The organism is Mycobacterium sp., from assembly GCF_052143115.1.
Lineage (GTDB): Bacteria > Actinomycetota > Actinomycetes > Mycobacteriales > Mycobacteriaceae > Mycobacterium.
This window is the reverse complement of sequence record NZ_JBKQTQ010000053.1, coordinates 1-26,055: the sequence shown is the minus strand read 5'-3', so window position 1 is coordinate 26,055 and position 26,055 is coordinate 1. Positions and strand designations below refer to the sequence as shown.

Sequence of the window (26,055 nt, the reverse complement as noted above, 5' to 3'; positions counted from 1 at the left end):
AAGATTCCTCACACAGCGGCCGAAAAGATAGACCGCTGCGCCTACCGGTGTCGTCAGGGTGTCTGCAGCGAACTTGCCGGCGTTGGAATGCGCGAGCGTCGATGCCGTGCAGGTCGTGCACCGATTTCACCGAACCAGCATCGCGAGGCCGGTGCGGTCGCTAACGTAGCGCAGCATGGCGCCGAGCGGCGTGCTGATCACCGCGTTGCGCGATCTGCAGTGGCGACGGCGGCGCTTCGTTATTGCGGTCATCGGCACCGGCGTGGTGTTCGCGATGACCCTCGTCCTCACCGGACTGGCCAATGGCTTTCGCTTCGAGGCTCGGCACACGGTTGATTCGCTGGGCATCGACACCTACCTCATCAAGGCGGGCGCAGTAGGCCCATTCCTGGGTGCGGCGATGTTCCCCGTGGCAGAAGCACAGGCCGTCGGCAGGGTCCCGGGCGTCGAATCGGCGATCCCGCTGGTCTTCGCCCAAGAGGCACTGCAGGACCGCGGTTCATCGCAGAACGTGAACGTGTTCGGGATGCCCGAATACGGACCGGGGATGCCGACAATGGCGGCTGGGCGGGCACCGTCGAGCCCCGGCGAGGTCGCGATATCGAAGACCCTCGGGCGCGCTGTCGGCGACGATGTCGAGATCGGGTCGCGCGTAGTGCGGATCGTCGGACTCGTCGACAAATCCACCGCGCTCGCGGGCCAGGCCAACGCATTCCTCACCGTCGAAGGGGCGCAGCAAGTGCTGTTTTCGGGGCAGCCGCTAATTTCCGCCGTCGGCTTGCGCGGTACAGCGGCGGAGATACCCGACGGCTACCGCATCGTGGGTCGCGACACTGCGATAAACGACCTGTTGCGCCCGCTGCAAAAGGCCTTCGGGGCGCTATCCTACCTGGCGATTCTGCTGTGGGCGGTTGCGGCGCTGATCGTGGGATCGCTGATCTATCTGTCCGCGCTGGAGCGGACCCGCGACTTCGCGGTGTTCAAAGCGGTCGGTGTCGCCACTCGCTCGGTGCTCGCCGGTCTGGTACTGCAGGCGGTGATCGTGGCGGTGGTCGCGGCGGCGCTCGGCGGGGTGCTCTCGCTGGGGCTCGCTCCGACGTTCCCCATCCCCGTGGTGGTGCCCACGTCGGCCTTCGTGTTGCTTCCGGTGATCGCGGTGGTGATCGGTCTGCTGGCCAGCGTCGCGGGAATACGGCGCGCGGTGACCGTGGACCCGGCGCTTGCGTTCGGAGGCCCGTGACCGTGGGTGATCTGCGCATCAAAAATCTCGTCGTCGAATACTCCAGCGACCGGTACGCGGTCCGCCCGATCGACGGCCTGGACCTGGAGGTCACCGCGGGATCGCTGGTGATCCTGCTGGGCCCGAGCGGGTGCGGGAAGACCACGTTGCTGTCGTGTCTGGGCGGCATCCTCAGCCCGACTGGCGGCCGCATCGAGTTCGGCGACGTCGAGGTCACCACGCTGGATCGCCGCGCGCTTGCCGCGTACCGACGCGACACCGTCGGCATCGTATTCCAGGCGTTCAACCTGGTAGCGAGCCTCAGCGCGGTTGAGAATGTGATGGTGCCGCTGTGGGCGGCCGGATGGTCGCGTCGCGCGGCGCAAGAGCGCGCCGAGGAGTTATTGACGCGCGTCGGACTACAGGACCGGATGAGGCACCGACCCGGCGACCTGAGCGGCGGTCAGCAGCAACGGGTGGCGGTCGCCCGCGCGATCGCATTGGACCCGCCGTTGATCCTGGCCGACGAACCCACGGCGCACCTGGACTTCATCCAGGTAGAAGAGGTGCTGCGGCTGATCCGCGAGTTGGCGACGGGTGAGCGGGTTGTCGTGGTCGCCACGCACGACACCCGCATCCTCCCGCTCGCCGACCGCGTCGTCGAGATGGTGCAGCAGTTCATCTCTATCCACCGGGAGCCCGAAACGGTCAGTCTTACAAGCGGTTCCGTGCTGTTCGAGCAGGGCAGCATAGGGGACCTGATCTACATAGTCTCCGAAGGCGAACTCGAAATCGTACGCGAGCTGGCGGCCGGCGGTGAAGAGCTGCTCAAGGTCGCCACGTCCGGCGACTACTTCGGCGAGATCGGACCACTGTTCGGTATGCCCCGCTCGGCGACGGTGCGTGCCCGTACCGATGCGACCGTCGTCGGCTACACCGTGCGCGCGTTCCGGGAGCGACTCGGCGCCGCCGGCGTGCGCGACCTCATCGAGCACCGCGACATCGCAATGAATTAGCGCCGTGCACTTGTGTTGCGGGCGGGACTCGAACCCGCGGCCTGCGCCGGCAACCCAAAACTTCGTGTCGGAGATGGCAAGGGTGATATGGCGGACATCGTTGACCAACAGTGAAACGATACTGACGTGGACCCCAGCGGGGATGGTGGTGGTGGACTGTCCACGACGGGACTGATCTGCAGGAAGCCCAAACCGCATCGAGCGGTTGGCCGGGCTCGGGGAGGGTCCGGACGACCTTGCGCCGTTCGAACCCGCCGCCTTCGTTGACGCACTTCTCGGCTGAGCGGCGCGAGAAAATTCTGTAACACGGGCGAAACCTGCCAGCGTGTCATTTCGAAACAACGACTTTGCATTGTCTTGACCACGGGTCATCGGTCGCTCCCGCGCTGGACGCGGCCTTGCCGAAGGAGGTTAGGCGCAGTGGACCAATTCCCCACGATGGGAGTGCCAGACACCGGCGATACCGCCTGGATGCTGGCGAGCTCCGCGTTGGTGCTGTTGATGACGCCGGGCCTGGCGTTCTTCTACGGCGGGATGGTCCGCGTCAAGAGCGTGCTCAACATGATCATGATGAGCGTCATCGCCATGGGCGTCGTCACCGTGCTGTGGGTGCTCTACGGATACTCCCTTGCCTTCGGTGACGACGTTGGCAACATCGCCGGCAATCCGACCCAATACTGGGGCCTGAAGGGTCTTATCGGGGTCAACGGTGCAGCCGCCAGCGGCAGCACGCCGGTGACGAACATCCCGCTGGCGGGCACGCTGCCGCAGACCGTCTTCGTGGCATTCCAGCTGATGTTCGCCATCATCACGGTGGCATTGATCTCCGGAGCCGTCTCCGACCGGTTGAAGTTCGGCAGCTGGACGATATTCGCCGCACTGTGGGCGACCGTCGTCTACTTCCCGGTCGCGCACTGGGTGTTCTGCAGCGACGGCGTCACCGGAGCCCACGGCGGCTGGATCAACAACAAACTGCACGCGATCGACTTCGCCGGGGGCACGGCGGTCCATATCAACGCCGGTATGGCGGGGTTGGTGTTGGCGATCGTGCTGGGCAAGCGCAAAGGCTGGCCGGCTACCACGTCGCGACCGCACAATGTGCCATTCGTGATGCTGGGTGCGGGTCTGCTGTGGTTCGGTTGGTACGGGTTCAACGCCGGTTCGGCTACCAGTGCAAACGGAGTCGCCGGGTCGACGTTCATCACCACCACGGTGGCCACCGCCGCAGCAATGCTGGCCTGGCTGCTCACCGAGCGCATCCGAGACGGGCATGCGACAACGCTCGGGGCGGCGTCGGGCATCGTGGCCGGACTGGTCGCGATCACCCCCTCGTGTTCGTCGGTCAATGTGCTCGGCGCACTAATAGTCGGTGGAGTGGCCGGTGTCCTATGTGCTTTGGCGGTCGGTCTGAAGTTCAAGCTCGGCTTCGACGACTCGCTGGACGTGGTCGGGGTCCACCTGGTCGGAGGAATCACGGGCACACTGCTGGTGGGCCTACTCGCGGCGCCGCAAACTATCGCTATCGCCGGGGGTGGGGGTCACACGTCGGCAGGATTGTTCTACGGCGGCGGCTTCGCTCAGCTGATCCGGCAGACCATCGGCGCGTCGAGCGTGCTGGCGTACTCGGGCATCGGCACACTTGTCATAGCTCTGCTTCTGAAGTACACCATCGGGCTGCGTCTGAACACCGAAGACGAAGCCACGGGCATCGACGAGGCGGAGCACGCTGAGAGCGGCTATGAGTTCGCGGTTGTCGGCACCAGTTCGGTTCTTGTCCATTCGGCTGAAGAGGGAAAAGGAAATGAAGCTGATCACCGCGATCGTGAAGCCGTTCACGCTCGAGGACATCAAGGCCAGCCTTGAACAGGTGGGAACCCTGGGCATGACGGTCAGCGAAGTTCAGGGGTACGGCCGACAGAAGGGGCACACTGAGGTTTACCGGGGTGCTGAATACTCGGTCGACTTCGTGCCGAAGGTGCGGATCGAGGTCTTGGTCGAAGACTATGACGCAGACAAGGTCCTGGACAGCATCGTGCGGGCCGCACGTACCGGTAAGATCGGCGACGGCAAAGTGTGGGTCAGCGCCGTGGAAACGGTGGTGCGGGTGCGCACCGGCGAACGCGGGGCCGACGCGATTTAATACACGCCGTATGAAGACTCCTCCGGAGTAGCCGATCCGACCTGGACGGGAATGAAACAGCGCGGACCAGAGACACCCGATCCGTCTTCGTCGGAGGCCGCGTCAGTCGGTAGTGCCGACCCGGTAACCGATCTACCCGCAGCCCGGGAAAGCCTGCTCGCCCGCGGGGCGGGTGAACTCGATTCGGCTGCTTTGCGCCAAGCGTGGGGTGATCTGCACGAATCTTGGTTGATCGCAAAGGCCACACAGATTGGTATCACGGCCGGCAGCGGCTTTTCGATCGTGGCGACCGGCTCGCTGGGCCGGCGCGAGCTGGTGCCCTACTCTGACCTGGACCTCCTGCTGTTGCATGATGGCATGCCCACCGACACCGTGCGGCAGGTCGCGGATCAGCTGTGGTATCCGTTGTGGGACGCGAACATTCGTCTTGATCATAGCGTGCGCACGGTTGCCGAGACGCTCCGGGTTGCCGGTGCCGACGTATCGGCCGGCCTGGCCATGCTGGATGCGCGGCACATCGCCGGCGATGAGCAGCTGTCGGCCCGGCTGATCGAGGGCGTGCGGGGGCAGTGGCGGATCGGAATCCGTTCGCTGTTCGGCGAACTCGTCGAAGAGACGCATGCCCGGTGGCGGCGCATAGGTGAGATCGCACACCGCGCTGAACCCGACCTGAAGTTGGGCCGCGGTGGCCTGCGCGATCTTCAGTTGCTCGACGCGCTGGCCATCGCCCAGCTCGCCGACCGCCTCACCGTCGGCCGACCGGAGAATCCGCTGGGTTCGCTGACCGACGCCCACTTGACCCTGCTCAACGTCCGCACCGAACTTCACCGGGTGTCCGGCCGCGGGCATGACCTAGTGTTGGCCCAGTTCGCCGACGAGATCAGCGCGGCCCTGCACATCGGCGACAGATTCGACCTGTCCAGGACGCTGTCCGACGCGGGCCGCACCGTCAGCTATCGCGTCGACGCCGGGCTTCGCACTGCCGGTAACGCGCTTCCGCGGCGTGGGATTTCGGCAATCCGGCGGTGGCCGCGTCGACCGCTGGACGAGGGAGTGGTCGAGTATGACGGGGAGATCGTGCTGGCCCGCGACGCCCGACCGCAAAGCGACCCCATGCTGCTGCTGCGAGTGGCGGCGGCATCGGCGACTAACGGTCTGCCGATTGCGGTGTCCACGCTGAGCCGGCTGGCTGACTCGGCGGCGGAACTCCCGACACCGTGGCCGCGCGAGGCGTTGGACAACTTGTTGGTCCTGCTGGCTGCCGGCCCGGACACGATTGCGGTCATCGAAACCCTCGACCGGACCGGGTTGTGGGTCCGTCTTTTTCCGGAATGGGCCGCGATCCGCGACCTTCCGCCCCGTGACGTCATCCATATCTGGACCGTCGATCGCCATTCGGCCGAGGTCGTCTCGCGAGCAAGGATTTTCACTACCCGGGTGGCTCGTCCCGACTTACTGCTGCTCGCTGCATTGGTGCACGACCTGGGGAAAGGACGGGGTGTCGACCACAGCGTGCTAGGCGCTGAGTTGATCACCCAGATCGGTACCAGGCTCGGTATCTGGCCGTCCGACATCGAATTGCTTGCCAAGCTGGTGCGCCACCACTTGTTGTTGTCGATAGTCGCGACCCGCCAGGACCTCAACGACCCACAGACCATCGCCACCGTCTGCGAGACGTTGGACGGAGATCCGGTATTGCTCGACGTGCTGCATGCGCTGACCGAGGCCGATTCGCTGGCCACCGGGCCAGGGGTGTGGAGTGACTGGAAGGCATCGTTGGTCGGGGACCTGGTGCGCCGCAGCCGGATGGCGATGATCGGTGAGCCGTTGCCGCACGCCGATCCGCTTGACCCCGAGTATCTTTCGCTGGCGGCCGACCACAAGGTGCATGTGGAGCTGCGGCCCGGCAGCAGCCAGCGCCTCTACCACGTGGTGGTGATCGCCCCGGACCAGCGCGGGCTGCTGTCCAAAGCGGCCGGCGTGTTGGCGCTGAACTCGCTGCGCGTGCATTCGGCGTCGGTGAACATTCACGAGGGTTCGGCGATCAGCGAATTCGTTGTCTCGCCGCACTTCGGTTCACCGCCCGCCGCCGGATTGTTGCGTCAGCAACTCGTCGGCGCACTGGGCGGCGAGGTGGATGTATTGGGCACGCTGGAGCAGCGGAACAGCACTGAGAATCCCAAGCCCGTCGGTGAGGCACCGACAGCGGTTCCGGTTCACGGGTCGACCGCCCCGCCGCGGATCTTGTGGTTAGAAGGCGCACCCGACCGATCGCTCGTCGAAGTCCGCGCGTCCGACCGTACCGGTTTGCTTGCGTTGCTTACCGGGGCGCTGGAGCACGCCGGAGCGGACATCGACTGGGCCAAGGTGACCACGCTGGGGTCGATGGTGGACGACGTGTTCTGTGTCAGCTTGCCTGACCATGCAGACGCGCGAAATGTGGTGGAGCAACACTTGTTGGCCGTGCTGGGTGCGCCGGGGGACGTCGCGGCGGTCTAGCCAAGGTCACGATTTTGCAGCCACCCGTGAATTCGTTGGGCGACGTTGGTCCATCCGGGTTCGAGCATCATGTTGTGGCCCATGCGGGGAAAGAACTCGGCTTCGGTCCGGTAAGCCCGCGCCGTCGCGCGCACCTCAGCTTTGCTGACCATGCCGTCTTCCTCGGCGCCGAGGACCAGTATGGGCGTGGTTACCCGTTTGGATCTGACGCGGCGGAGCAGCGGGTCGATCAGGGAGGCACGCACAGCCTCGGATTGCACGCTGGCCGCGCACGATTCCACGATGTCGTCTGGCGTGTGTGTGCTGAAGAGGTGCTCGCGAACAAGAGCTGGGGTACCGATGAACCCGGTCAAATTGCCGACGGGCAGCGATCGTAACGAGACCCATGGGTGGCGGCTCCAGATGCGCGTTGCCAGTCCCAGCACGCCTTGGGGCGGTACCGATGCCACCAGGACAGCGGCCGGGGCGTCGCGGTCTTCCAGGTAGCGCTGCACGACGAAGCCACCCAGGGAATGTGCAACGAGCACCGGCCGGCCGTCCAAATCGTCGGCGATGGCGCGGACATCGCCGACATAGTCAGCGATGGAACATGTGTGAAATCGCTTGGTGGTGGGGCTCGCGCCGTGTCCGCGCAAGCTCACGGCGACCGCGCGATAGCCGGCATCGGCAAAGAAGTCGAGGAAGTTGTCCCAACACGCCGCGGAATGCCAACCGCCGTGCACGAAAAGCAGCGGTACCGGATGGGCTCCGCTACCGGACCCCTTGTCGATCAGCTCGAGCATGAGCTGACCTTTGTTTGACGCTATTCATCCGTCAAGCCGCGGTCATCGTCGCGCGGCTAACGCTGATTGCCGGGCTCGCCCCCTCGCCCCTGCGCGGCTGGGGGTGCCCCGACCTCATCGCGCTGCGCGTCCCCCTCGCCGCTAACGCGGCTGGGGGCGCCCCCACTGCATCGTCGCGCGGCTAACGCTGATTGCCGGGTTCCTCAGCCCGCCGCTTGCGCGGCGCGCATCGTCGCCCGGCTGGTTTGATTGCCGGGCTCGCCCCCTCGCCGCTGCGCGGCTGGGGGTGCCCCCACCTCATCGCGCTGCGCGTCCCCCTCGCCGCTAACGCGGCTGGGGGCGCCCCCACTGCATCGTCGCCCGGCTAGGCTGGGCGGCGTGTTTGAATCGCTGTCCGACCGGCTGACCGGCGCCCTGCAGGGGCTGCGCGGCAAGGGCCGGCTGACCGACGCCGACATCGATACCACCACCCGCGAAATTCGGCTGGCGCTGCTAGAAGCCGACGTCTCGCTGCCGGTGGTGCGCGAGTTCGTCGCCCGGATCAAAGACCGGGCCAAAGGCGCCGAGGTGTCCGGTGCTCTCAATCCGGCGCAGCAGGTCGTCAAGATCGTCAACGAGGAGCTCGTCGGAATCCTGGGCGGGCAGACTCGTCTACTGGCGTTCGCGAAGACGCCGCCGACCGTGGTGATGCTGGCCGGCCTGCAAGGCTCCGGTAAGACCACGCTGGCCGGCAAGCTGGCGTTGTGGCTGCGCGGCCAAGGCCATACTCCGCTGCTGGTGGCCTGCGACCTGCAGCGGCCGGGCGCGGTGAACCAGTTGCGCATCGTGGGGGAGCGGGCCGGTGTCACGGTGTTCGCGCCACACCCGGGCATATCGGCCGACGCCGACGCCGCGCAGCAAGCCGGTCCCGGTGATCCGGTCGCCGTCGCCTCGGCCGGACTCGCGGAGGCTCAGGCCAAACATTTCGACGTGGTGATCGTCGACACCGCCGGTCGGCTGGGCATCGACGAGGAGCTAATGTCCCAGGCCGCGGCCATCCGGGATGCCGTCGACCCCGACGAGGTGTTGTTCGTCCTGGACGCGATGATCGGCCAGGACGCGGTCACCACCGCTGAGGCGTTCCGCGAGGGTGTGGGCTTCACCGGGGTGGTGCTGACCAAGCTGGACGGTGACGCCCGCGGCGGCGCCGCGTTGTCGGTCCGCGAAGTCACCGGTGTGCCAATTCTTTTCGCGTCGGCCGGCGAGAAGCTCGAGGACTTCGACGTCTTCCATCCGGACCGGATGGCCAGCCGCATCCTGGGCATGGGCGATGTGTTGAGCCTCATCGAGCAGGCCGAGCAGGTCTTCGATGCGCAGCAGGCCGAAGCCGCCGCCGCCAAGATCGGGTCCGGCGAGCTGACGCTGGAGGATTTCCTCGAGCAGATGCTGGCTATCCGCAAAATGGGACCGATCGGCAACCTGCTGGGGATGCTGCCCGGCGCGGGCCAAATGAAGGAGGCGTTGGCCGCCGTCGACGACAAACAACTCGATCGGCTGCAGGCCATCATTCGCGGAATGACGCCGCAAGAGCGCGCCGATCCGAAGATCATCAACGCCTCGCGACGCCTGCGCATCGCCAACGGATCCGGTGTGACGGTATCTGAGGTCAATAGCCTGGTCGACCGATTCTTCGAGGCCCGCAAGATGATGTCGTCGATGGTCGGCAGCATGGGCATACCCGGATTAGGACGAAAGTCAGCGACCCGAAAATCCGCGAAAGCCAAGGGCGGCAAAGGCAAGAAGGGTAAGAAGCGCGGCCCGACGCCGCCCAGGGTCCGCGGACCGTTGGGCGCGGGGATGCCGGGCATGCCGGCGGGATTCCCCGATCTGGCGAACATGCCCGAGGGTCTGGACGAGCTGCCGCCCGGCCTGGCCGACTTCGATCTGTCCAAGCTGAACTTCCCGGGCAAGAAGTAGCCGCACCCGTGCGTCTGCACCTTCGAGGGGTGGGGCTGCCCGATGAAGAACCCGTCGAGCTGTGGATCGTCGACGGCCGGATCAGCCGCGAACCGGTCACCGGCGCTGACACGGTTTTCGACGGTGGCTGGGTCCTGCCCGGGCTGGTCGACGCGCACTGCCACGTCGGGCTGGGGTCGCATGGCGGCGGGAACGAGATCGGCGAAGCGATCGTACAGGCCGAGACCGAACGCGAGGCCGGCGCGTTGCTGCTGCGCGACTGCGGCTCGCCAACCGACACCCGCAGCCTCGACGACCGCGCCGACCTGCCGCGCATCATCCGAGCCGGGCGGCATCTGGCCCGACCCAAGCGGTATTCGCGGGGCCTGGCAATCGACATCGAAGACGAGTCGCAGCTGCCGGACCTGGTGGCCGAGCAGGCGCGCCGCGGTGACGGCTGGGTGAAGCTGGTCGGCGACTGGATCGATCGCGAGTTAGGCGATTTGGCCCCGCTGTGGTCCGACGCAGTGCTCAAGACGGCGATCGAGGTTGCGCATGACCACGGGGCACGCGTCACGGCTCATGTCTTCGGCGAAGACGCGCTGCCCGGACTGATCAACGCGGGGATCGACTGCATCGAACACGGCACCGGGCTGACCGACGACGCCATCGAACTGATGGTCGAGCACGGAACCGCCCTGGTGCCCACGCTGATCAATATCGAAAACTTCCCCGGCATCGCCGATTCTGCGACCCGCTACCCGAATTACGCCGCGCATATTCGCGACTTGTACGCCAAGTGCTATCCGCGGGTGGCCGCAGCCCGGGACGCCGGCGTACCGGTATATACCGGTACCGACGCCGGCAGCATGGTTGCCCACGGGCGGATCGCCGACGAGGTCGAGGCGCTCAGGGGCATCGGGATGAGCGCGACCGAGGCGCTGGGCGCGGCATGCTGGGATGCCCGTCGCTGGCTGGGCCGGCCAGGCCTGGACGACGGCGCGTCGGCAGACCTGTTGTGCTACAACGACGATCCACGTCACGGTCCGGCCGTGCTGAACCGGCCTGACATGGTCATCCTGCGCGGACAGACGTTCTGATCAACGGGCCGGCGGATAGGATCTGTGGATGCCGCTGCGCCCTGGTGCGAGCTTTGCCGGATACACCATCGTTCGGATGCTGGGCACCAGCGGGATGGGCGAGGTCTATCTGGCGCAGCACCCCAAGCTGCCACGCCGCGATGCGTTGAAAATCCTACCCGCGGCGACGATGGACGACGCCGAGTTCCGCGCGAGATTCAGGCAGGAAGCCGAGATCGCGACAACGCTGTACCACCCGCACATCGTGCAGGTGCACGACCGCGGCGAATTTGAAGGACAGCCGTGGACCGCAATGGACTACGTCGATGCCACCAACGTCGCCGAGCTCATGCGCGAGCGGTTTCCGGCCAGCATGCCGCCGGGCGAGGTACTGGCGATCATCACCGCCGTGGCCGGGGCGCTGGATTATGCACACCAGCGTGGAATACTGCATCGCGATGTCCAACCTGCCCGGATCTTGCTGACAAATCCGGGCGACGGCGAACAACGGATCCTGTTGACCGACTTCGGCATACCGGGCCAACTCGATGACGCCAGCACATCGACGGCAACCAATTTGCCGCTTGGACCGCGCCCGTATGCCGCACCGGAACAGCTGACGGGCTCAGACATCGACGGGCGCGCCGATCAATACGGGCTGGCCGCCACCGCATTTTATCTGCTCACGGGTGCGCCACCGTACGAGGATGCCAACCCGGTCGCCGCCACCGCCCGTGCAAAACTCAGCGATCGGCGCGTTGATCTGGCGCGATTCGACGGCGTCTTTTCTACCGCCTTCGCCGAGAACCCCGCAGACCGGTTCGGCAGCTGCCGCGAGTTCGCCGAAGCGCTGACCGAACGAGCCGCTGCGTCGCTCGGTGATCGCAGCCCCGAGGCTGTGCTGACCCTCGACTACCCCGGCGACGCAACGCCCACGGCGAAAGACGCTTTAGGCGAAGCCGATCGCAGGCGAGCGAAGTCGAGACCGCGCAGTCGGATACTGCACTCGGCTACAGCGACTTTGGCGCGGCGATCCGCGCGTCGGCGCGACAGATTGTCTTCATGGACAACGCGGCCGGCGACCGCCGCTGCGGGATCATCAGCGCCGGTACGGACAAGACGCAGCACGTGGATCTTGCTCGGCTCAGCGTTCGCGGCTGGGCTGATACTGTCCATCGGTCTACTCGGCGTCGGCATTACGATCGGCCGGAAGAACGGCACGACCTCCAACCAGGCGAGCAGCCCCGGAATCGTTACCACCACCGTGGCCGCCGCCCCAACGACGAGCGCCTCACGTCAACCTCTTGTCGTCCTCGACGGCGGCTACCGCCTGGAGCTGGATCGTTCACAACAGACATACAACGACACGCCCGACCCACAACCACCCAATGTGACCACGTGGTGGGCATTTCGATCATCGTGCACGCCTACTGGATGCCTTGCCAGTGGCGTCCTGCTCGACGACGACAACCACCAGACGGCGAGCAATAAAGCTGGTGGCCGTTCCGTCGTCTTGGACCTCCGCGACGATGCCTGGCAATCACGACCGGAAACGCTGCAGTTCCCGTGCGCCGGACTGAACGGAACAGCGGCCAAGGAGACCACGACGGGGGTGATGTCATTGCAGCCGCAGGGTCACAGCTCGCTGCGGGGCATGATGACGGTGACCGTCCAGACCAATGAGTGCGGCCAAATCGGCGGGCGCATCGTAATTCCGGCAGTCGCCGTCCGAGTCAGCGATGTGCCGCCCGGCATCGACGTGCCCAGCCCGCCGCCCACCAGCACCTCCGCTCCGGTTGCCACGACGACGCCGACTCGCTGATCGGGTCGCCCGGCGTGGCTTTTCGGTCGGCCACGGGATTGCGCTTGGGCCTGGACGCCGCGCCTCGACGCGGCTTCAATCAAATTGCGACACCCCAAGCCAGAAGTGGACCGGCCATGACGGACAAAGACCAGACATATGCTGTCGACGAGTTGGCCGACTTCGTGGTCAGCGCCGAGCAGGGCGATGTGAGCGGGCACGTGCTGGCCACGCTGAAGCGTAACGTTCTGGACAGCATTGCCTGCGCGCTCGGCGCCCTCGACGGAGAACTCCTCCCCGAGATCCGTGCACACGCCGAACAGTTCAGCAGCCGCCCGACAGCGACCTTCGTCGGTGGTGGACGCGCATCAGTGGATCAGGCAGCCTTCTTCAACGCGGTGCTGGTGCGCTACCCCGATCTGCTCGACACATATCTGACTCCCGGCGGTCTGTGCCACCCGGCGGACAACTTCGGCGCGATTTTCGCGGTTGCTGAACACGTCGACGCGCGCGGAGCAGATTTCCTGGTGGCCCTCGCGATCGCCTACGAGATTCAATGTCGTTTCAGCGCAGAAGTTCCGGTCATGGCCCACGGCCTCAACCACGCGCTGCAACTGGCGATCTCGGCGGCCGCCGGCTCGGCAAAGCTACTCGGGCTCGACGCCGCGCACATCGCCGACGCCATCGCCGCCTCTGCCGTGGACAACGTGTCACTGGCTGCTGTGCATGCCGAACCCGTCTCGACCTGGAAAGGCATCTCACCGGCCATCACCGGGATGCGCGCGGTCTACAACACGATGCTCGCGAGCCGCGGGATCACTGGGCCCCGAGCACTTTTCGAGGGCCCCAGCGGCCTCGAGCAGTTGTTCGGCCAGCCGATCGACTTGCACACTTTCGACCGGTCGCTGACCGCCGTCGAGCAGACCTACCTCAAGCAGTACTGCTCACTGATTCACGGCCAGGCGATCATCGACGCGACGCTGGCACTTCGCGACGAGCACGGCATCACCGGTGCCGACGTCGCGTCGGTGACGCTCGAGGTCTTCCAAGGCGCGTTCGACTTCGCCGGCGGTGGTCATTACGGGAACAAGGATCACCCGTGGACCAAGGAGCAGGCGGACTACAACCTCAAATACCTCGTGGGCGTCGCACTGCTGGACGGTCAGGTGGGCCCCGAACAGCTCGAGACCGAACGTGTCCGCCGCGGCGATGTCCAGGACCTGCTGGCGCGGGTGCACGTCAAAGCCGCACCCGACCTGACCGAGGCCTATCCCGAACGCACGGGGGCTCGCGTGCACGTCGCACTGAACGACGGCCGCGAATTTCACCGCGAAGAATCCGACTTCGAAGGATCACCCACTCGACCCATGTCGTGGGACCGTGTGGTGGAGAAGTTCCACTGGCTTGGCGAACCGTTCGCCGACGCCGCGCTTCGCGCCGAGATCATCGACGCGGTGCAGCGCCTCGACGAGATCTCCGTCACCGAGCTTGCCGGGCTTCTCGGTGCGGTGAGTCCCGACGCGCAGCGTCGCCGAACCAGGGGACGGCTGTAGCGAGCCGAGCTAAGAAAGATTGCGAGCGCTCACTATCTATGCTAGTTTCGCTACACCCCAATGATGTGGAGGAAGACAGTGACCTACGACGTGATCATTCGCGACGGATTGTGGTTCGACGGCACCGGCAGCGCGCCGCAGACCCGCACGCTGGGCATCCGCGACGGCATCGTGTCTTCGATATCCGCCGGGCCGCTGGACGAGACCGGCTGCGCCGAGGTGATCGACGCGAAGGGCAAGTGGGTCGTCCCCGGCTTCGTCGACGTGCACACCCACTACGACGCCGAGGTGTTGCTGGATCCCGGATTGCGAGAGTCGGTGCGCCACGGTGTCACCACGGTGCTGCTGGGCATGTGCTCGCTGTCGACGGTCTACGCGAACTCCGATGACGCCGCTGATCTTTTCAGCCGAGTCGAGGCGGTGCCGCGCAATTTCGTCTTGAGCGCGCTGGAAGCCAACAAGACGTGGTCGACGCCTGCGGAATACGTAGGGGCAATCGACAGCCTCCCACTGGGCCCGAACGTCAGCTCGCTGTTGGGCCATTCGGATCTACGGACCGCGGTGCTCGGCCTTGATCGCGCCACCGACGACAACGTTCGACCCACCGTCGCCGAACTCGACAGGATGGCGGCATTGCTCAACGATGCGCTCGACGCCGGACTGCTCGGCATGTCCGGGATGGACGCGGCGATCGACAAGCTCGACGGCGACCGCTTCCGCTCCCGAGCGCTCCCGTCCACGTTCGCGACGTGGCGTGAGCGGCGCAAGCTGATCAAAGTGCTGCGCAAGCGCGGACGTATCCTGCAAAGCGCACCCAATGTGGCCAAAGCGGAGTCAGGGCTGTTGTTCTTCCTGGCCAGCAGCCCAATGCTCGGGCTGCGCAAGCGGGTTCGCATGAGCCTACTGGTGTCTGCCGACGCGAAGTCGATGCCGTTGGCCGTACACGTCTTTGGCCTGGGCACCCGGCTGCTCAACTTCTTGCTGGGCTCTCAGGTGCGCTTTCAGCATCTGCCGGTTCCGTTCGAGCTGTACTCCGACGGAATCGACTTGCCGGTCTTCGAAGAGTTCGGCGCGGGCACCGCGGCGCTGCACCTGCGCGATCAATTGGAGCGCAACACGTTACTGGCCGACAAGGAATACCGCCGCAAGTTCCGCCGCCAGTTCGACCGCATCAAACTCGGACCGTCGCTGTGGCACCGCGACTTCCACGAAGCCGTGATCGTCGAATGCCCCGACCAGACGTTGGTCGGAAGGAGCTTCGGGAAGATCGCCGACGAACGGGGGCTGCACCCGCTGGACGCCTTCCTCGACGTCCTCGTCGAAAACGGTGAGCGCAACGTGCGCTGGACCACCGTCGTCGCCAACCATCGGCCCAAGCAGCTCAACAAGTTGGCCGCCGAGCCGTCCATCCACATGGGCTTCTCCGACGCCGGGGCGCACCTGCGCAACATGGCCTTCTACAACTTCTCGCTGCGACTGCTCAAGCGCACGCTGGACGCCCAACGGGACGGCAAACCGTTCCTCACCGTCGAGCACGCGGTGCATCGCCTGACCGGCGAAGTCGCCGAATGGTTCGGCCTGGACGCCGGCACGCTGCGCAAGGGTGACCGCGCCGACTTTGTGGTCATCGATCCGGCCGGCCTGGACGACTCGGTCGACGGCTACTACGAGGAGAAGGTTCCGTTCTACGGCGACCTGAGCCGCATGGTCAACCGCAACGACGCGGCCGTCGTGGCCACCGGCGTCAACGGTGCGATCGTGTTCCGCGACGGCCAATTCCGGGATGGCTATGGAAAGACCGTGAAGTCGGGCCGTTATCTGCGGGCCGCTGCGGGTCAACTGCAGCCCGCCGGCTCGAGTGCGCAGGTGTGACGATGGCGAGGACCCAGCAGCAGCGCCGGGAAGAAACGGTCGCGCGACTGCTCGAGGCCAGCATCGCGACGATCATCGAAGTCGGATACGCCCGCGCGTCCGCGGCCGTGATCACCAAGCGCGCCGGGGTATCGGTCGGGGCGCTGTTCCGGCACTTCGACACGATGGGCGACTTCATGGCGGCCACGGCTTACGAGGTGCTGCGGCGTCAACTCGACTCGTTCACCAAGCGGGTCGCCGCAATACCCTCCGACCGGCCGGCGTTGGAGGCGGCGCTGACCATCCTGCGGGACATCACCAGCAGCTCCACCAACGCGGTGCTCTACGAACTGATGATCGCCGCGCGCACCGACGAAAAGCTCAACGCCACTCTGCAACACGTCCTGGAGCAGTACAGCACGAAGATCTGCGACGCCGCGCGCGCATTGCCCGGTGCCGAGAGCTTGCCACAGGAGACTTTCCCGGTCCTGGTGGCGCTGTTGAACAACACCTTCGACGGAGCCGCGTTGGTAGGAGCGGTGCTACCACAACCGGAACTTGAGCAGCGACGGATTCAACTGTTGTTGTCGCTGCTGAGCGGAGTTGGCCTACCGGCCTGAACGTACTACCGGTCGGTGAGTTTGCTGACGGCGTCGTCCAGCGTCCGGCACAACGACATCATCTCGTTGATCCCCAGCAAGGTGAGCGGCCGGTGGGTGGCCGGCCCGTCGGCCACGACGCAGAACGGGGTGGAGTCGCCCAGGCTATCGCGGGTTTTCATCAGGACGCTGATCCCGGCTGAGCCGAGAAACTCGACTTTGGATAGGTCGACGATCAAGCCTTTCGGTTTTTTGGCGAGCGCGGAATCGAGGGACTCGACCAACCCTGGGGCGGTGAGCATGTCCACGCTGCCGCTCACCGATACCACCACCAGCCCAGCGACCAACGACTCGTGCGCGTTGAAGTCGTCCTTGTCAGATTGAGGTGGCAAGCCCGACGCCGCGGGTTGGTTTTCGGCCGTCATCGATCTTCACTCCTTGCGGGCACCTGCGTCTGCTGCATGCGACGCAAGCCTTGGTTGGCAATGGCTGTCGACTCAACCGATGGACAGCGCCGACGCATCTCGACACGATGCCGTGAAAGCTGGTATTGGGCAACTGCAAAATAGGATGTAACGGCAAAGGAAGACTAGCAAAGCCCGGAACGTGTCGGCATCGGCCTACAGAACGCCGATCGCCGATTGCGGGTTGAGGGCGAAACCCCAGTCGAGCAGGCTGCCGGCTTGATCCCAGTAGGTCGGCCCGCCCTCGTGCACGAGCCCGTACATCATGGCGACCACCAGGCGGCGGCCGCCGCGGGCAGCGGCGCCGACGAACGTCTTGCGTGCCGCGTCGGTGAAGCCGGTCTTGCCCCCGATCGCGCCCGGGTAGCGGTGTAGCAGCTCGTCCTGGTTGCTGATCGGGTGATCGCCGTTATCGCCCGGGAACATCGCCGATGGCTCGGCGGTGATCTGGGCGAACACCGGGTTGGCCATCGCTGCCCGGAAGATGACGGCCAGGTCGTGCGCCGTGGACCAGCCCGAGCCCCCCGGCCCGTCCAAGCCGGACGGTGTCGATGCGTGGGTGTTCACCGCGCCGAGCGATGCGGCTTTGGCGTCCATCTTGGCGACGGCGGCGCCCGGCCCGCCCAACATGTGCGCCAGCGTGTTGGCAGCGTCGTTACCCGACACCAGCAGCAGGGCGTCGAGCAGTTGGCGGGCCGTATAGGTGCGGCCGGCCTTCATGCCCACACAGTTGCATTCGACGTGGCTGTCGGCCTCGTCGGCGACCACCGTGGAGTCCAGGCTCAGCTCGTCCAGGGCCGCCAATGCCAACAGCACCTTGATAGTGCTGGCGGGTGGGTGCTGCACGTTCTCGTCCCGCTCGGCCAGCACCTGACCGGAATCGAGATCAGCGACCAGCCAGGTCTGCGCCGGACCATCGGGGATCGGTACCGAGCCGACCGGCTGCACGCCAGCGTCGGCCCACGCTGATGTGTTGCAGCCAACGAGGGCGAGAACAGCCGCGACTGCGGCGAGGAGCATCCGCATGGCCGCTGAGCTTACCGGCCCGGCTCGCCCCTCGCCGCTCCGCGGCCGGGAGGTGCCCCCACCTCGGTCGCGTCGCGACCCGCATCGTCGCCGGGCGGCTTGCCGGCTCTCCGGATCGGCTTTCCGGCCCGCGCCGCCCGTCGTGGGAATCGCGGTGTTCAATCGACCCATGTTGAGCCAGGCCGAAATTTCTGACCGGCTGGAAATCCAGCAGCTGCTGGTGGACTACTCCAGCGCCATCGATCTGCGCCGATTCGACGACCTCGACGCGGTGTTCACACGCGATGCTTACATCGACTTGCAGGAACCTAAAGGGCAGTAAATACTCCCGTGCGTCTCTGACTGTGAGCTGCCGAGGGACAACTCGCTCGGAGTCAACAACCACAACCCGCCCGGTAGAAGATGTCACGATTGAGTCCGAGTCGTTTCAGTCGCTAGAGCCGAAGCAGTCCAAGTAGGGGGCTAACCCGGGCTTAGCAGGCAAGTCCGCAGGAAGGGATTGCCATGCCTGAGCTCAAGGGATTCTCGCATGTTGACCTGACGGTCTCGGATCGCGAGCGAGCGGCCGCTTGGTGGCAGGACGTGATGGGCTTCACGCTCGTAAACCGCCTTCGCAGCGAGAGCTTTGACTGCTTTACGCTGATGCACCCGACGGGTCTGGTTGTGTCAGTCATGACTCACGATGCGCCGCTCGGCGGCGCGTTCGATGAACGGCGCGTCGGTCTGGATCACCTGGCGTTCGAGGTGGCGGATCGAGCCGAACTGGACAAGTGGGTCACGCATCTCGACGCGAAGGGCGTAGCGAACACGGGCATCATCGACATAGGGTTCGGGCCGACTTTGGTCTTTCGCGATCCGGACAACATCCAACTCGAGTTCTTCCTGCATCCCTGGAGTGCCGACGAAGTGGCGGGGCTTATGTCTGAAGGCGATTCAGCGAGCGTAGGTGCGCTCTTGGAATCTGTGCAGCAGAAGGCCGATGAGGAGCGAACGTAACGGGGGGACAACCCGCGACAGGCGACATGCTGGCCAACGACAACCCGAGCTTCACGGGTACACCGGACATTCTCAAAGCCATCTCGGCGGCCATGTCGGGCACCTGCCCCGACGCGCCAACCAGCGACCGCTTTGACGAGTCGGACCCACATCCACCTGGGCCGGGCCAGTGAGGAGGCGGCACGACCGGTCGGGGGAGATAGCATCCGCTGGTAATGCTTCCTGACCCCTTTGGTGGCGCTGGTGTCGTTGTCTTCGTATACCTCGGCTACGTCCCAGCCTTTTCGGCGCACAGCCGCAGGCAGTCCTCAAGATGCCGTGAGACAGCCAATCCTTCCCCGGTGCGGTCTAGCGACTGGCGGAGGTACACACCGGCTTTGACGGGCCTTGCGGTCAGCTTGATGGCGCGGTCTTCCAGGGTCGCGGTCATCGCGCCCTCAGTGGCGCGTTAGCGGACCAGAGCACTTCCTCGCGAAGGTTGCGGCTGCGCCAGCCGTCCGGGGTGCGGACCATGTCGTGGTGGTAGTAGCCGCCGAAGTAGGTCAGCCCCTTCATGCCGGGGAATTGCATTGGGTTGAAGACCGCCGCCCGGACCTGGGCGCTGTCGCCGGTCACCTCGGCCTCGATGTTGGTGATGTAGTGCATGCCGCGCCAGTCGAAGGTGCCGAGGGTCTTAGTCAGCCACTCAACGACCTGGTCGCGTTGGCCGGTCATCCCGCCTGACGCCGCGTAGTCAATGAACGCGTCCTCGGTGAACACGGAGCGGTACAGCTCCCAGTCCCTGGTGTCGAGGGAGCGGGAATAGCGGGCTAGCAGTTGCTGGATCTCGATAGCGTCGACGATTTCAGTACCGTTCATTGCCTCCGCTTTCGCTTGACATCGGTGCCAGTTTTACGGCGTGCAGCTTACCCACATAGCTCCCAGGAGAGGGGAGGGGTTGACGGGGGCCTTGGGCCGTGTCACCTGTGTGTGCGGCGGATTGTGACTCGACTGACACAGCTAGATTTAAGTGCACTTGAACTGCTTACATCGATTACACGGCCCTCGGGGCATCGAGGGCCGCTATCCGGAGGTGAAGGCCTGGCTGGCTGAGGTGTTGCCGAATTTCCCGATGTATTCGCACATGCTGGGCAACTTCTCGGTGCGCGTCGACGGGGACACCGCGTCGTCGCGAACAATCTGCTTCAACCCGATGGTCCTCGGCGGAGATAAAGGGCAGGTGATGTTTTGCGGGCTCTGGTACGAGGACGAGTTCCTCCGCACCCCAGAGGGCTGGCGGATGACACCCCAGAAGGCTGGCGGATGACCCGTCGGGTGGAAACCAAGTGCTTCCAGAAAATTCTCTGAAGCCCGAGACCAACCCAGGCGAATTTTCGCTGCGTGGCCATGCTCTGGCACAATGGGCGGCTGTCCGCCCTGCGACAGTGCCCTTTCGGGCGTGGCCCGGCGCGGCACTCACGCGAGGCAAAACCGGATTCCGGCATCCCGCCCGAATCGCTGAATTGCAGCGTGACACCCACAGGAGAAGTCGCTTAACCATGTCTGTAAAGATCAAGCTCAGCCGGCTTGGCAAGATCCGCAATCCCCAGTACCGCATCGCCGTCGCTGACTCGCGGACGCGCCGCGAGGGTCGTGCAATCGAGATCATCGGCAGATATCACCCGAAGCAAGATCCGAGCCTCATCGAGATCGACTCCGAGCGTGCCCAGTACTGGCTGTCGGTAGGCGCTCAGCCCACCGAGCCCGTCCTCAAGCTGCTGAAGATCACCGGTGATTGGCAGAAGTTCAAGGGGCTGCCCGGCGCCGAAGGCAAATTGAAGGTCGCCGAGCCCAAGCCGAGCAAACTGGAGCTGTTCAACGCCGCGCTGGCCGCTGCCGACGGATCTCCCGACACTGAGGCCGCGACACCGAAGAAGAAGAGAGCGCCGGCCAAGAAGGCCGCCGCGTCGGACAAAGCCGAGAAAGCTGACGAAAAAGCCGACGAAGCCGTCAAGCCGTCCGATGAAGCCGAGCCGGCCGAAGGCAGCGAGCAGGCCGAACCGGCAACCGAGAGCTGACCGCAGCCATGAGTACCGTCGTCGTCGACGCCGTCGAACATCTGGTCCGCGGGATCGTCGACAACCCCGACGAAGTCCGAGTCGATCTGGTGACCAGCAGACGTGGCAGGACCGTCGAGGTGCACGTCCACCCCGACGATCTCGGCAAGGTGATCGGTCGCGGCGGCCGCACCGCGACCGCATTGCGCACGCTGGTCGCCGGAATCGGTGGCCGCGGCATCCGAGTCGATGTGGTGGACACCGACCAGTAGCGGGGCCGGGCCCATGGAACTGCGTTGGAGCTGACAGTCGGGCGCGTGGTCAAGGCCCACGGCGTGACCGGCGAGATCGTCGTCGAGGTTCGCACCGATGACCCCGAAGTGCGGTTCGCACCGGGCGCTGTATTGCGCGCCAAGGCTTCCGATCATCGTGAGCGCAAGTGCATCGTGGCGGCGGTCCGTCCGCACGGGAGCCGACTTCTGCTGCGGTTGGAGGGGGTGGCCGACCGTGACGCGGCCGACGCGCTGCGGGGCAGCTTGTTCGTCATCGACTCCGACGACTTGCCGCCCATCGACGAGCCGGACACCTACTACGACCACCAGCTGGAAGGTCTTCTGGTGCGGACGACGGATGGCCGCGATATCGGCACCGTCGCCGAGGTTTTGCACACCGCGGCCGGCGAACTGCTGGCGGTCAACCGAGCCGACGCCGGCGAGTTGCTGGTGCCGTTCGTGAGCGCGATCGTCATGTCGGTGTCGTTGGACTCTCGCATCGTCGAAATCGATCCGCCCGACGGCTTGCTCGAACTGGAGACCTGAGGACCAATATGAAGATTGACGTCGTCACGATCTTCCCGTCCTACTTGGATCCGCTGCGACAATCGTTGCCGGGCAAGGCGATAGAGTCGGGTCTCGTCCAGCTCGAAGTGCACGATCTGCGGAAATGGACCCACGATGTGCACCACTCGGTGGACGACGCGCCATACGGCGGCGGTCCGGGGATGGTTATGAGGGCGCCGGTTTGGGGCGATGCACTGGACGAGATCTGTTCGCAGGAAACACTTCTCGTTGTTCCGACGCCTGCGGGCGCATTGTTCACCCAGGCGTCCGCGCAGCGGTGGAGCAGCGAGGCGCATCTGGTGTTCGCCTGCGGTCGCTATGAGGGGATCGACCAGCGGGTCATCGACGACGCCGCCGAGCGGATGCGAGTGGAAGAGGTCTCGATCGGAGACTACGTACTGCCGGGAGGGGAATCGGCGGCACTGGTGATCATCGAGGCGGTGCTGCGACTGCTGCCCAATGTTCTGGGCAATCCGCTTTCGCACCAGGATGATTCGCATTCCTGCGGTCTGCTGGAGGGCCCGTCGTACACCAGGCCGCCGAGCTGGCGCGGACTGGACGTCCCCGAGGTTCTGCTGTCCGGCGACCACGCGCGCGTCGAGACTTGGCGACGGCAGGCTTCCGAGCAGCGCACCCGTGAACGCCGTCCCGACCTATGGCATCGAGATCGACCTTAGCGCAGATTTCAGCGAGAAATCCTGCACCACCGTCGATCTCGGCGAGCAACGGCTCAGATTCGCCCGGAAGGGAACATCGTCTTGACCGCCTGGGTGATCGTTGCCCGCGCGGTGGCGTCATCGGAGGGCTGCAGCGACTCGATCACCATGACGTAGCGTCGGTCGGCGCCGACGATCCCGGTGGACAGGTGCATCCAGCTGCCGCCGTCCATACAGCACATCCACCCCTGCTTGACGGCAACGGGTTCGGCGTACAGCCCGTCGGGAATGCCGAACCGCTGGGGGTAGCCATCGGCCCCGATTGCGGTGGATCCGGCGAGGTCGTCGACGATGACCTGCGCCCATTCCTCAGACAGGCCGCCGGACCCGTTGAGCAGCATGCCGTAATAGCGAACCAAATCGGAAGCTGAACTCATCGTGTTCCACCACCGCCCGTCGCTGGGCGGCGCGGTGGACGTCAGCCCGTAGCGGGCCGCGACGTCGGTGATGATCGCCTCACCGCCACGCTCGGCCCAGAACGTCTCCGCGGCGCCATCGTCGGAGGAGCGCAGCATGCTGTCCAGGGCCTCGCGGTCTGCCGTCGACAACCGGCGATTCTCCTCTACGCCGCCCGATTCCTGCGACAGCACCTCATCCGCGATGAAGAGCTTGGCCACCGACGCGATCGCGACGAGCTGGTCATTGCCGTTGGAAAGCAGTTGGTTGTTGGCTCGGTCGAGGACCGCAACCGAGACGGTGGCGCCGTTCGCGGCAGCGTCTTGGGTGGCCTGCTCGATGCGGGCTGGCAATCCGTCGAATGCGGCGCCGGGCACTGCGTTCGGTGACTTGGGCGGCATGCTCGCTTGCACCGGGGGCGCGACGACGTGGGGCGCACCCGATGCGCCACCGGGAGCGCCGTACACCTTCGCTTCGACACTCGCCACCAACGCCGTTAGTACCGCTGCCGCGGCGATCAGCAGCATCGGCGCCCGCGCTGGCATGGTTCTCCACTTCACGCATGTAAACCTTGGTCCTATGTATCATTCGCCCCCGTCACGGCGGGGTAAGCAGGATCGGCGATTCGCGGTGATTTCACTGCCTGGTCCCGATCTGGCACAATTGACCAGTTGTCTCCAGTGGCTGTCGGTCGGCTTGTCCGCTCCCGCCTGCTGCGAGACGCGCCGAGATGCCCGAATCCATCGGCTTGGTTGACTGTCCACGCGTCCACCGCGTGAGCATCAGCACGCAGCCGCGACTGCAAGGAAGTGTCCGTCGAAATGAACACGCTGGACTTCGTCGACAAGTCGTCGCTGCGCGACGACATCCCGGCCTTCAGCCCCGGCGACACGATCAACGTGCACGTCAAGGTGATCGAGGGCGCCAAAGAGCGCATCCAGGTATTCAAGGGCGTGGTGCTGCGTCGGCAAGGCGGCGGGATCCGCGAGACCTTCACCGTGCGCAAGGAGAGCTACGGCGTAGGCGTCGAACGGACCTTCCCGGTGCATTCGCCGAATATCGACCACATCGAGGTCGTTACCCGCGGTGATGTCCGCCGCGCCAAGCTCTACTACCTGCGAGAGCTGCGCGGCAAGAAAGCCAAGATCAAAGAGAAGCGCTGACCTGGTGCGGCGGGGTGGCTGTCCCGTCGGCGCGTGGCGGCCCGCGACCGCGCGGACCGCGCTGGCTAGGCTGACGCAGTGACCGAAACCACCGACTCGGCGCCTGAAGGCCAACCCGAGTCTGATCCGGCCAAGCCAGAAGCCGCGACGAGCGGTCCGGCCACCACTGAAGCCGAGGACGAACCCAAGGCCAAGAAGCGCGCGGCGCTGCGGGAAACCGTCGTCCTGGCAGCGATCGCGCTGCTGCTCTACTACGTCATGTTGACGTTCGTGGCACGGCCGTACCTTATTCCGTCGGAGTCCATGGAACCGACGCTGCACGGCTGTTCGGGTTGCGTCGGCGACCGGATCATGGTGGACAAGCTCACCTACCATTTCGGTTCGCCGCACCCCGGTGACGTCATCGTGTTCAAGGGGCCGCCGTCGTGGAACGTCGGCTACAAGTCGATCCGCTCGCACGACACCGTGGTGCGCTGGCTGCAGAATGCGCTGTCCTTCATCGGTTTTGTGCCGCCTGACGAGAACGACCTAGTCAAGCGCGTCATCGCGGTGGGCGGACAGACCGTGCAGTGCCGAAGCAATACCGGGCTGACGGTCAACGGCGCGCGGTTGAAGGAGCCATATCTGGATCCGGCAACGATGAACGCAGACCCGTCGGTGTACCCGTGCCTGGGCCCCGAGTTCGGGCCGGTCACCGTCCCGCAGGGGCGGTTGTGGGTGATGGGGGACAACCGCACTCATTCCGCGGACTCCCGGGCTCACTGCACCAGCACCCCCACCGACGCCATGAATGGGCTGCTGTGCACGGGTGATCCCATGGCGGGCACCGTGGAGGTGGGCAACGTCATCGGCAAGGCAAGGTTCATTGTGTGGCCGCCATCGCGATGGGGTGGTGTGAGCTCGGTGAATCCGCAGCAGAATCATTAGCCATGGCCACCACTTGGCCGCCACGGACGGTGATCCGTAAATCCTCCGGCTTGCGCACCCTGGAGTCGGCGCTGTACCGCAGCGGTCTTGGACCGGTCGCCGGAGTGGACGAGGTCGGCCGCGGGGCATGCGCCGGGCCCCTGGTGGTCGCGGCCTGCGTGCTAGGTCCCGGGCGACTGGAAAGCCTTAGCGCGCTGGATGATTCGAAAAAGCTCACCGAGAAGACGCGGGAGAAGCTGTACCCGTTGATTTGCCGTTACGCGGTGGCCTACCACGTGGTGTTCATCCCGTCGGTCGAGGTTGACCGCCGCGGCGTGCATGTGGCCAACATCGAAGGCATGCGGCGAGCGGTAGCCGGGCTGCCGGTGCGTCCCGGCTATGTGCTCAGCGACGGTTTCCGGGTGCCGGGGCTGCCGGTGCCGTCGCTGCCGGTGATCGGAGGCGACGCGGCGGCGGCCTGTATCGCCGCCGCCAGCGTGCTGGCCAAGGTCAGCCGGGACCGGTTGATGGTGGCGATGGACACCGATCATCCGGGCTATGGGTTCGCCGACCACAAGGGCTACAGCACCGGTGCGCACTCTGCCGCGCTGAACGAGCTGGGCCCGTGTCCCGAACATCGGTATTCCTTCATCAATGTCCGGCAAGTGGCAACCGGGTCGGGCAGCCGGGTGGTGGCAGAGTGCCGGCCGGGCGACGATGCGGGCCGGGACTGGCCCGAGAAGGAGCCCGGCAATCTAGCCGAGCCGGGCCCACCGGTTCAACAGGCCGCCAACAGGTGGGGAAAGATGGAACCGTGGTCGCCCGGCGACGATGCGGAGCGTCCTCGGTCCGAGGAGGAGCTGGGCAATCAGGTACGGCCCGAATGGGCTGAGTGGGCAACGGAGAAGGACGGCTGAGCAGATGAGTGCCGAAGATCTCGAAAAGTACGAAACCGAGATGGAGCTCTCGCTGTACCGCGAATACAAGGACATCGTGGGCCAGTTCAGCTACGTGGTGGAAACCGAGCGTCGGTTCTACT

The 26,055-nt window shown here is 65.4% G+C and carries 24 protein-coding genes and 5 pseudogenes; 23 read left to right on the top strand and 6 right to left on the bottom strand.

What is annotated here, in order from left to right:
- Positions 1 to 190: 190 nt before the first annotated feature.
- From ACLQI9_RS06065 to ACLQI9_RS06040, 6 genes and pseudogenes are all read left to right on the top strand, one after another.
- A complete protein-coding gene (locus ACLQI9_RS06065; protein WP_442383731.1) occupies positions 191 to 1,240 on the top strand; it encodes an ABC transporter permease in 1,050 nt (349 codons plus the stop codon).
- Between the two features lie 2 nt (positions 1,241 to 1,242).
- Entirely contained in the window at positions 1,243 to 2,235 is a 993-nt protein-coding gene (locus ACLQI9_RS06060; protein ID WP_442383729.1) for an ABC transporter ATP-binding protein, read from the top strand.
- Positions 2,236 to 2,437: 202 nt separating this feature from the next.
- Positions 2,438 to 2,518, top strand: a pseudogene (locus ACLQI9_RS06055) (hypothetical protein); the annotation flags it as partial.
- Between the two features lie 137 nt (positions 2,519 to 2,655).
- Positions 2,656 to 4,098, top strand: a complete 1,443-nt coding sequence (locus ACLQI9_RS06050; RefSeq protein WP_442383707.1) for an ammonium transporter — start codon at positions 2,656 to 2,658, stop codon at positions 4,096 to 4,098.
- Positions 4,037 to 4,375, top strand: a complete 339-nt coding sequence (locus ACLQI9_RS06045; protein WP_325681448.1) for a P-II family nitrogen regulator — start codon at positions 4,037 to 4,039, stop codon at positions 4,373 to 4,375. Before ACLQI9_RS06050 ends, ACLQI9_RS06045 begins: the two co-directional genes overlap by 62 nt.
- A 51-nt stretch (positions 4,376 to 4,426) precedes the next feature.
- A complete protein-coding gene (locus ACLQI9_RS06040) occupies positions 4,427 to 6,874 on the top strand; it encodes a [protein-PII] uridylyltransferase (RefSeq protein ID WP_442391299.1) in 2,448 nt (815 codons plus the stop codon).
- Here ACLQI9_RS06040 and ACLQI9_RS06035 read toward each other — a convergent pair.
- On the bottom strand, positions 6,871 to 7,656 hold the full coding sequence (locus ACLQI9_RS06035; RefSeq protein WP_442383703.1) for an alpha/beta hydrolase: 786 nt from the start codon (positions 7,654 to 7,656) through the stop codon (positions 6,871 to 6,873). The two genes, ACLQI9_RS06040 and ACLQI9_RS06035, sit on opposite strands and share 4 nt — an antisense overlap.
- Before the next feature lie 378 nt (positions 7,657 to 8,034).
- On the opposite strand from ACLQI9_RS06035, the gene ffh reads away from it, so the two are divergent.
- From ffh to ACLQI9_RS06005, 6 genes and pseudogenes are all read left to right on the top strand, one after another.
- Positions 8,035 to 9,612 carry a signal recognition particle protein gene (ffh, locus tag ACLQI9_RS06030; RefSeq protein ID WP_442383701.1) on the top strand — a complete coding sequence of 526 codons (1,578 nt, stop codon included), beginning with the start codon at positions 8,035 to 8,037 and terminating at the stop codon, positions 9,610 to 9,612.
- A gap of 8 nt (positions 9,613 to 9,620) precedes the next feature.
- Positions 9,621 to 10,691, top strand: coding sequence for an amidohydrolase family protein (locus tag ACLQI9_RS06025; protein WP_442383699.1), 1,071 nt, complete (start codon positions 9,621 to 9,623; stop codon positions 10,689 to 10,691).
- Between the two features lie 28 nt (positions 10,692 to 10,719).
- Entirely contained in the window at positions 10,720 to 12,492 is a 1,773-nt protein-coding gene (locus ACLQI9_RS06020) for a serine/threonine-protein kinase (protein ID WP_442391297.1), read from the top strand.
- Between the two features lie 116 nt (positions 12,493 to 12,608).
- Complete coding sequence (locus tag ACLQI9_RS06015) at positions 12,609 to 14,024, top strand: MmgE/PrpD family protein (RefSeq protein ID WP_442383695.1); 1,416 nt, start codon at positions 12,609 to 12,611, stop codon at positions 14,022 to 14,024.
- Positions 14,025 to 14,062: 38 nt separating this feature from the next.
- Positions 14,063 to 15,896, top strand: a pseudogene (locus ACLQI9_RS06010) (N-acyl-D-amino-acid deacylase family protein).
- A gap of 2 nt (positions 15,897 to 15,898) precedes the next feature.
- Positions 15,899 to 16,495, top strand: a complete 597-nt coding sequence (locus ACLQI9_RS06005) for a TetR/AcrR family transcriptional regulator (RefSeq protein WP_442391295.1) — start codon at positions 15,899 to 15,901, stop codon at positions 16,493 to 16,495.
- A 5-nt stretch (positions 16,496 to 16,500) separates the two neighbouring features.
- Here ACLQI9_RS06005 and ACLQI9_RS06000 read toward each other — a convergent pair whose 3' ends face one another.
- Positions 16,501 to 16,899, bottom strand: a complete 399-nt coding sequence (locus ACLQI9_RS06000) for an STAS domain-containing protein (protein WP_442383842.1) — start codon at positions 16,897 to 16,899, stop codon at positions 16,501 to 16,503.
- A gap of 195 nt (positions 16,900 to 17,094) precedes the next feature.
- Complete coding sequence (locus ACLQI9_RS05995) at positions 17,095 to 17,964, bottom strand: D-alanyl-D-alanine carboxypeptidase family protein (RefSeq protein WP_442383844.1); 870 nt, start codon at positions 17,962 to 17,964, stop codon at positions 17,095 to 17,097.
- Between the two features lie 169 nt (positions 17,965 to 18,133).
- Between ACLQI9_RS05995 and ACLQI9_RS05990 the strand changes: the two are divergent.
- Both ACLQI9_RS05990 and ACLQI9_RS05985 read left to right on the top strand, forming a co-directional pair.
- A pseudogene (locus ACLQI9_RS05990) lies at positions 18,134 to 18,280 on the top strand (nuclear transport factor 2 family protein); the annotation flags it as partial.
- A gap of 188 nt (positions 18,281 to 18,468) precedes the next feature.
- Entirely contained in the window at positions 18,469 to 18,960 is a 492-nt protein-coding gene (locus ACLQI9_RS05985) for a VOC family protein (protein WP_442383846.1), read from the top strand.
- A 268-nt stretch (positions 18,961 to 19,228) separates the two neighbouring features.
- On the opposite strand, the gene ACLQI9_RS05980 is transcribed toward ACLQI9_RS05985, so the two are convergent.
- Positions 19,229 to 19,390, bottom strand: coding sequence for a hypothetical protein (locus ACLQI9_RS05980; protein WP_442383848.1), 162 nt, complete (start codon positions 19,388 to 19,390; stop codon positions 19,229 to 19,231).
- Positions 19,387 to 19,818, bottom strand: coding sequence for a nuclear transport factor 2 family protein (locus tag ACLQI9_RS05975; protein WP_442383850.1), 432 nt, complete (start codon positions 19,816 to 19,818; stop codon positions 19,387 to 19,389). Before ACLQI9_RS05975 ends, ACLQI9_RS05980 begins: the two co-directional genes overlap by 4 nt.
- A 164-nt stretch (positions 19,819 to 19,982) precedes the next feature.
- On the opposite strand from ACLQI9_RS05975, the pseudogene ACLQI9_RS05970 reads away from it, so the two are divergent.
- The 5 genes and pseudogenes from ACLQI9_RS05970 to trmD form a co-directional block, all read left to right on the top strand.
- Positions 19,983 to 20,307 (top strand): annotated as a pseudogene (locus ACLQI9_RS05970) (nuclear transport factor 2 family protein); the annotation flags it as partial.
- Between the two features lie 191 nt (positions 20,308 to 20,498).
- Positions 20,499 to 21,017 carry a 30S ribosomal protein S16 gene (gene rpsP / locus ACLQI9_RS05965; protein ID WP_442383852.1) on the top strand — a complete coding sequence of 173 codons (519 nt, stop codon included), beginning with the start codon at positions 20,499 to 20,501 and terminating at the stop codon, positions 21,015 to 21,017.
- An 8-nt stretch (positions 21,018 to 21,025) separates the two neighbouring features.
- A complete protein-coding gene (locus ACLQI9_RS05960; protein ID WP_325681425.1) occupies positions 21,026 to 21,268 on the top strand; it encodes an RNA-binding protein in 243 nt (80 codons plus the stop codon).
- 24 nt (positions 21,269 to 21,292) lie between these two features.
- Entirely contained in the window at positions 21,293 to 21,814 is a 522-nt protein-coding gene (gene rimM, locus ACLQI9_RS05955) for a ribosome maturation factor RimM (protein ID WP_442383854.1), read from the top strand.
- Between the two features lie 8 nt (positions 21,815 to 21,822).
- Complete coding sequence (gene trmD, locus ACLQI9_RS05950) at positions 21,823 to 22,512, top strand: tRNA (guanosine(37)-N1)-methyltransferase TrmD (RefSeq protein ID WP_442383856.1); 690 nt, start codon at positions 21,823 to 21,825, stop codon at positions 22,510 to 22,512.
- A 53-nt stretch (positions 22,513 to 22,565) separates the two neighbouring features.
- On the opposite strand, the gene ACLQI9_RS05945 is transcribed toward trmD, so the two are convergent.
- Positions 22,566 to 23,492: a hypothetical protein gene (locus tag ACLQI9_RS05945; RefSeq protein ID WP_442383858.1), complete on the bottom strand. Its 927-nt coding sequence runs from the start codon at positions 23,490 to 23,492 to the stop codon at positions 22,566 to 22,568.
- Between the two features lie 276 nt (positions 23,493 to 23,768).
- On the opposite strand from ACLQI9_RS05945, the gene rplS reads away from it, so the two are divergent.
- From rplS to ACLQI9_RS05925, 4 genes and pseudogenes are all read left to right on the top strand, one after another.
- Entirely contained in the window at positions 23,769 to 24,110 is a 342-nt protein-coding gene (gene rplS / locus ACLQI9_RS05940) for a 50S ribosomal protein L19 (protein WP_325681417.1), read from the top strand.
- Positions 24,111 to 24,188: 78 nt separating this feature from the next.
- Positions 24,189 to 25,037 carry a signal peptidase I gene (gene lepB, locus ACLQI9_RS05935; protein ID WP_442383860.1) on the top strand — a complete coding sequence of 283 codons (849 nt, stop codon included), beginning with the start codon at positions 24,189 to 24,191 and terminating at the stop codon, positions 25,035 to 25,037.
- Between the two features lie 2 nt (positions 25,038 to 25,039).
- Positions 25,040 to 25,812: pseudogene (locus tag ACLQI9_RS05930) on the top strand (ribonuclease HII); the annotation flags it as partial.
- A 125-nt stretch (positions 25,813 to 25,937) separates the two neighbouring features.
- On the top strand, positions 25,938 to 26,055 hold a 118-nt coding region (locus ACLQI9_RS05925; RefSeq protein WP_324856738.1), incomplete at its 3' end, for a DUF2469 family protein.

Excerpts from the sequence above, each read along its gene's own strand:
- ACLQI9_RS06045 (WP_325681448.1), top strand. The coding sequence starts at position 4,037 with ATGAAGCTGATCACCGCGATCGTGAAGCCGTTCACGCTCGAGGACATC.
- rplS (WP_325681417.1), top strand. The coding sequence starts at position 23,769 with ATGAACACGCTGGACTTCGTCGACAAGTCGTCGCTGCGCGACGACATC.
- rpsP (WP_442383852.1), top strand. The coding sequence starts at position 20,499 with ATGTCTGTAAAGATCAAGCTCAGCCGGCTTGGCAAGATCCGCAATCCC.
- ACLQI9_RS06000 (WP_442383842.1), bottom strand. The coding sequence starts at position 16,899 with ATGACGGCCGAAAACCAACCCGCGGCGTCGGGCTTGCCACCTCAATCT.
- ACLQI9_RS06015 (WP_442383695.1), top strand. The coding sequence starts at position 12,609 with ATGACGGACAAAGACCAGACATATGCTGTCGACGAGTTGGCCGACTTC.
- ACLQI9_RS06040 (WP_442391299.1), top strand. The coding sequence starts at position 4,427 with ATGAAACAGCGCGGACCAGAGACACCCGATCCGTCTTCGTCGGAGGCC.
- ACLQI9_RS06005 (WP_442391295.1), top strand. The coding sequence starts at position 15,899 with ATGGCGAGGACCCAGCAGCAGCGCCGGGAAGAAACGGTCGCGCGACTG.
- ACLQI9_RS05975 (WP_442383850.1), bottom strand. The coding sequence starts at position 19,818 with ATGAACGGTACTGAAATCGTCGACGCTATCGAGATCCAGCAACTGCTA.
- ACLQI9_RS05960 (WP_325681425.1), top strand. The coding sequence starts at position 21,026 with ATGAGTACCGTCGTCGTCGACGCCGTCGAACATCTGGTCCGCGGGATC.
- ACLQI9_RS06035 (WP_442383703.1), bottom strand. The coding sequence starts at position 7,656 with ATGCTCGAGCTGATCGACAAGGGGTCCGGTAGCGGAGCCCATCCGGTA.
- ACLQI9_RS05945 (WP_442383858.1), bottom strand. The coding sequence starts at position 23,492 with ATGCCAGCGCGGGCGCCGATGCTGCTGATCGCCGCGGCAGCGGTACTA.
- ACLQI9_RS05980 (WP_442383848.1), bottom strand. The coding sequence starts at position 19,390 with ATGACCGCGACCCTGGAAGACCGCGCCATCAAGCTGACCGCAAGGCCC.
- ACLQI9_RS05985 (WP_442383846.1), top strand. The coding sequence starts at position 18,469 with ATGCCTGAGCTCAAGGGATTCTCGCATGTTGACCTGACGGTCTCGGAT.
- trmD (WP_442383856.1), top strand. The coding sequence starts at position 21,823 with ATGAAGATTGACGTCGTCACGATCTTCCCGTCCTACTTGGATCCGCTG.
- ACLQI9_RS06020 (WP_442391297.1), top strand. The coding sequence starts at position 10,720 with ATGCCGCTGCGCCCTGGTGCGAGCTTTGCCGGATACACCATCGTTCGG.
- ACLQI9_RS05995 (WP_442383844.1), bottom strand. The coding sequence starts at position 17,964 with ATGCGGATGCTCCTCGCCGCAGTCGCGGCTGTTCTCGCCCTCGTTGGC.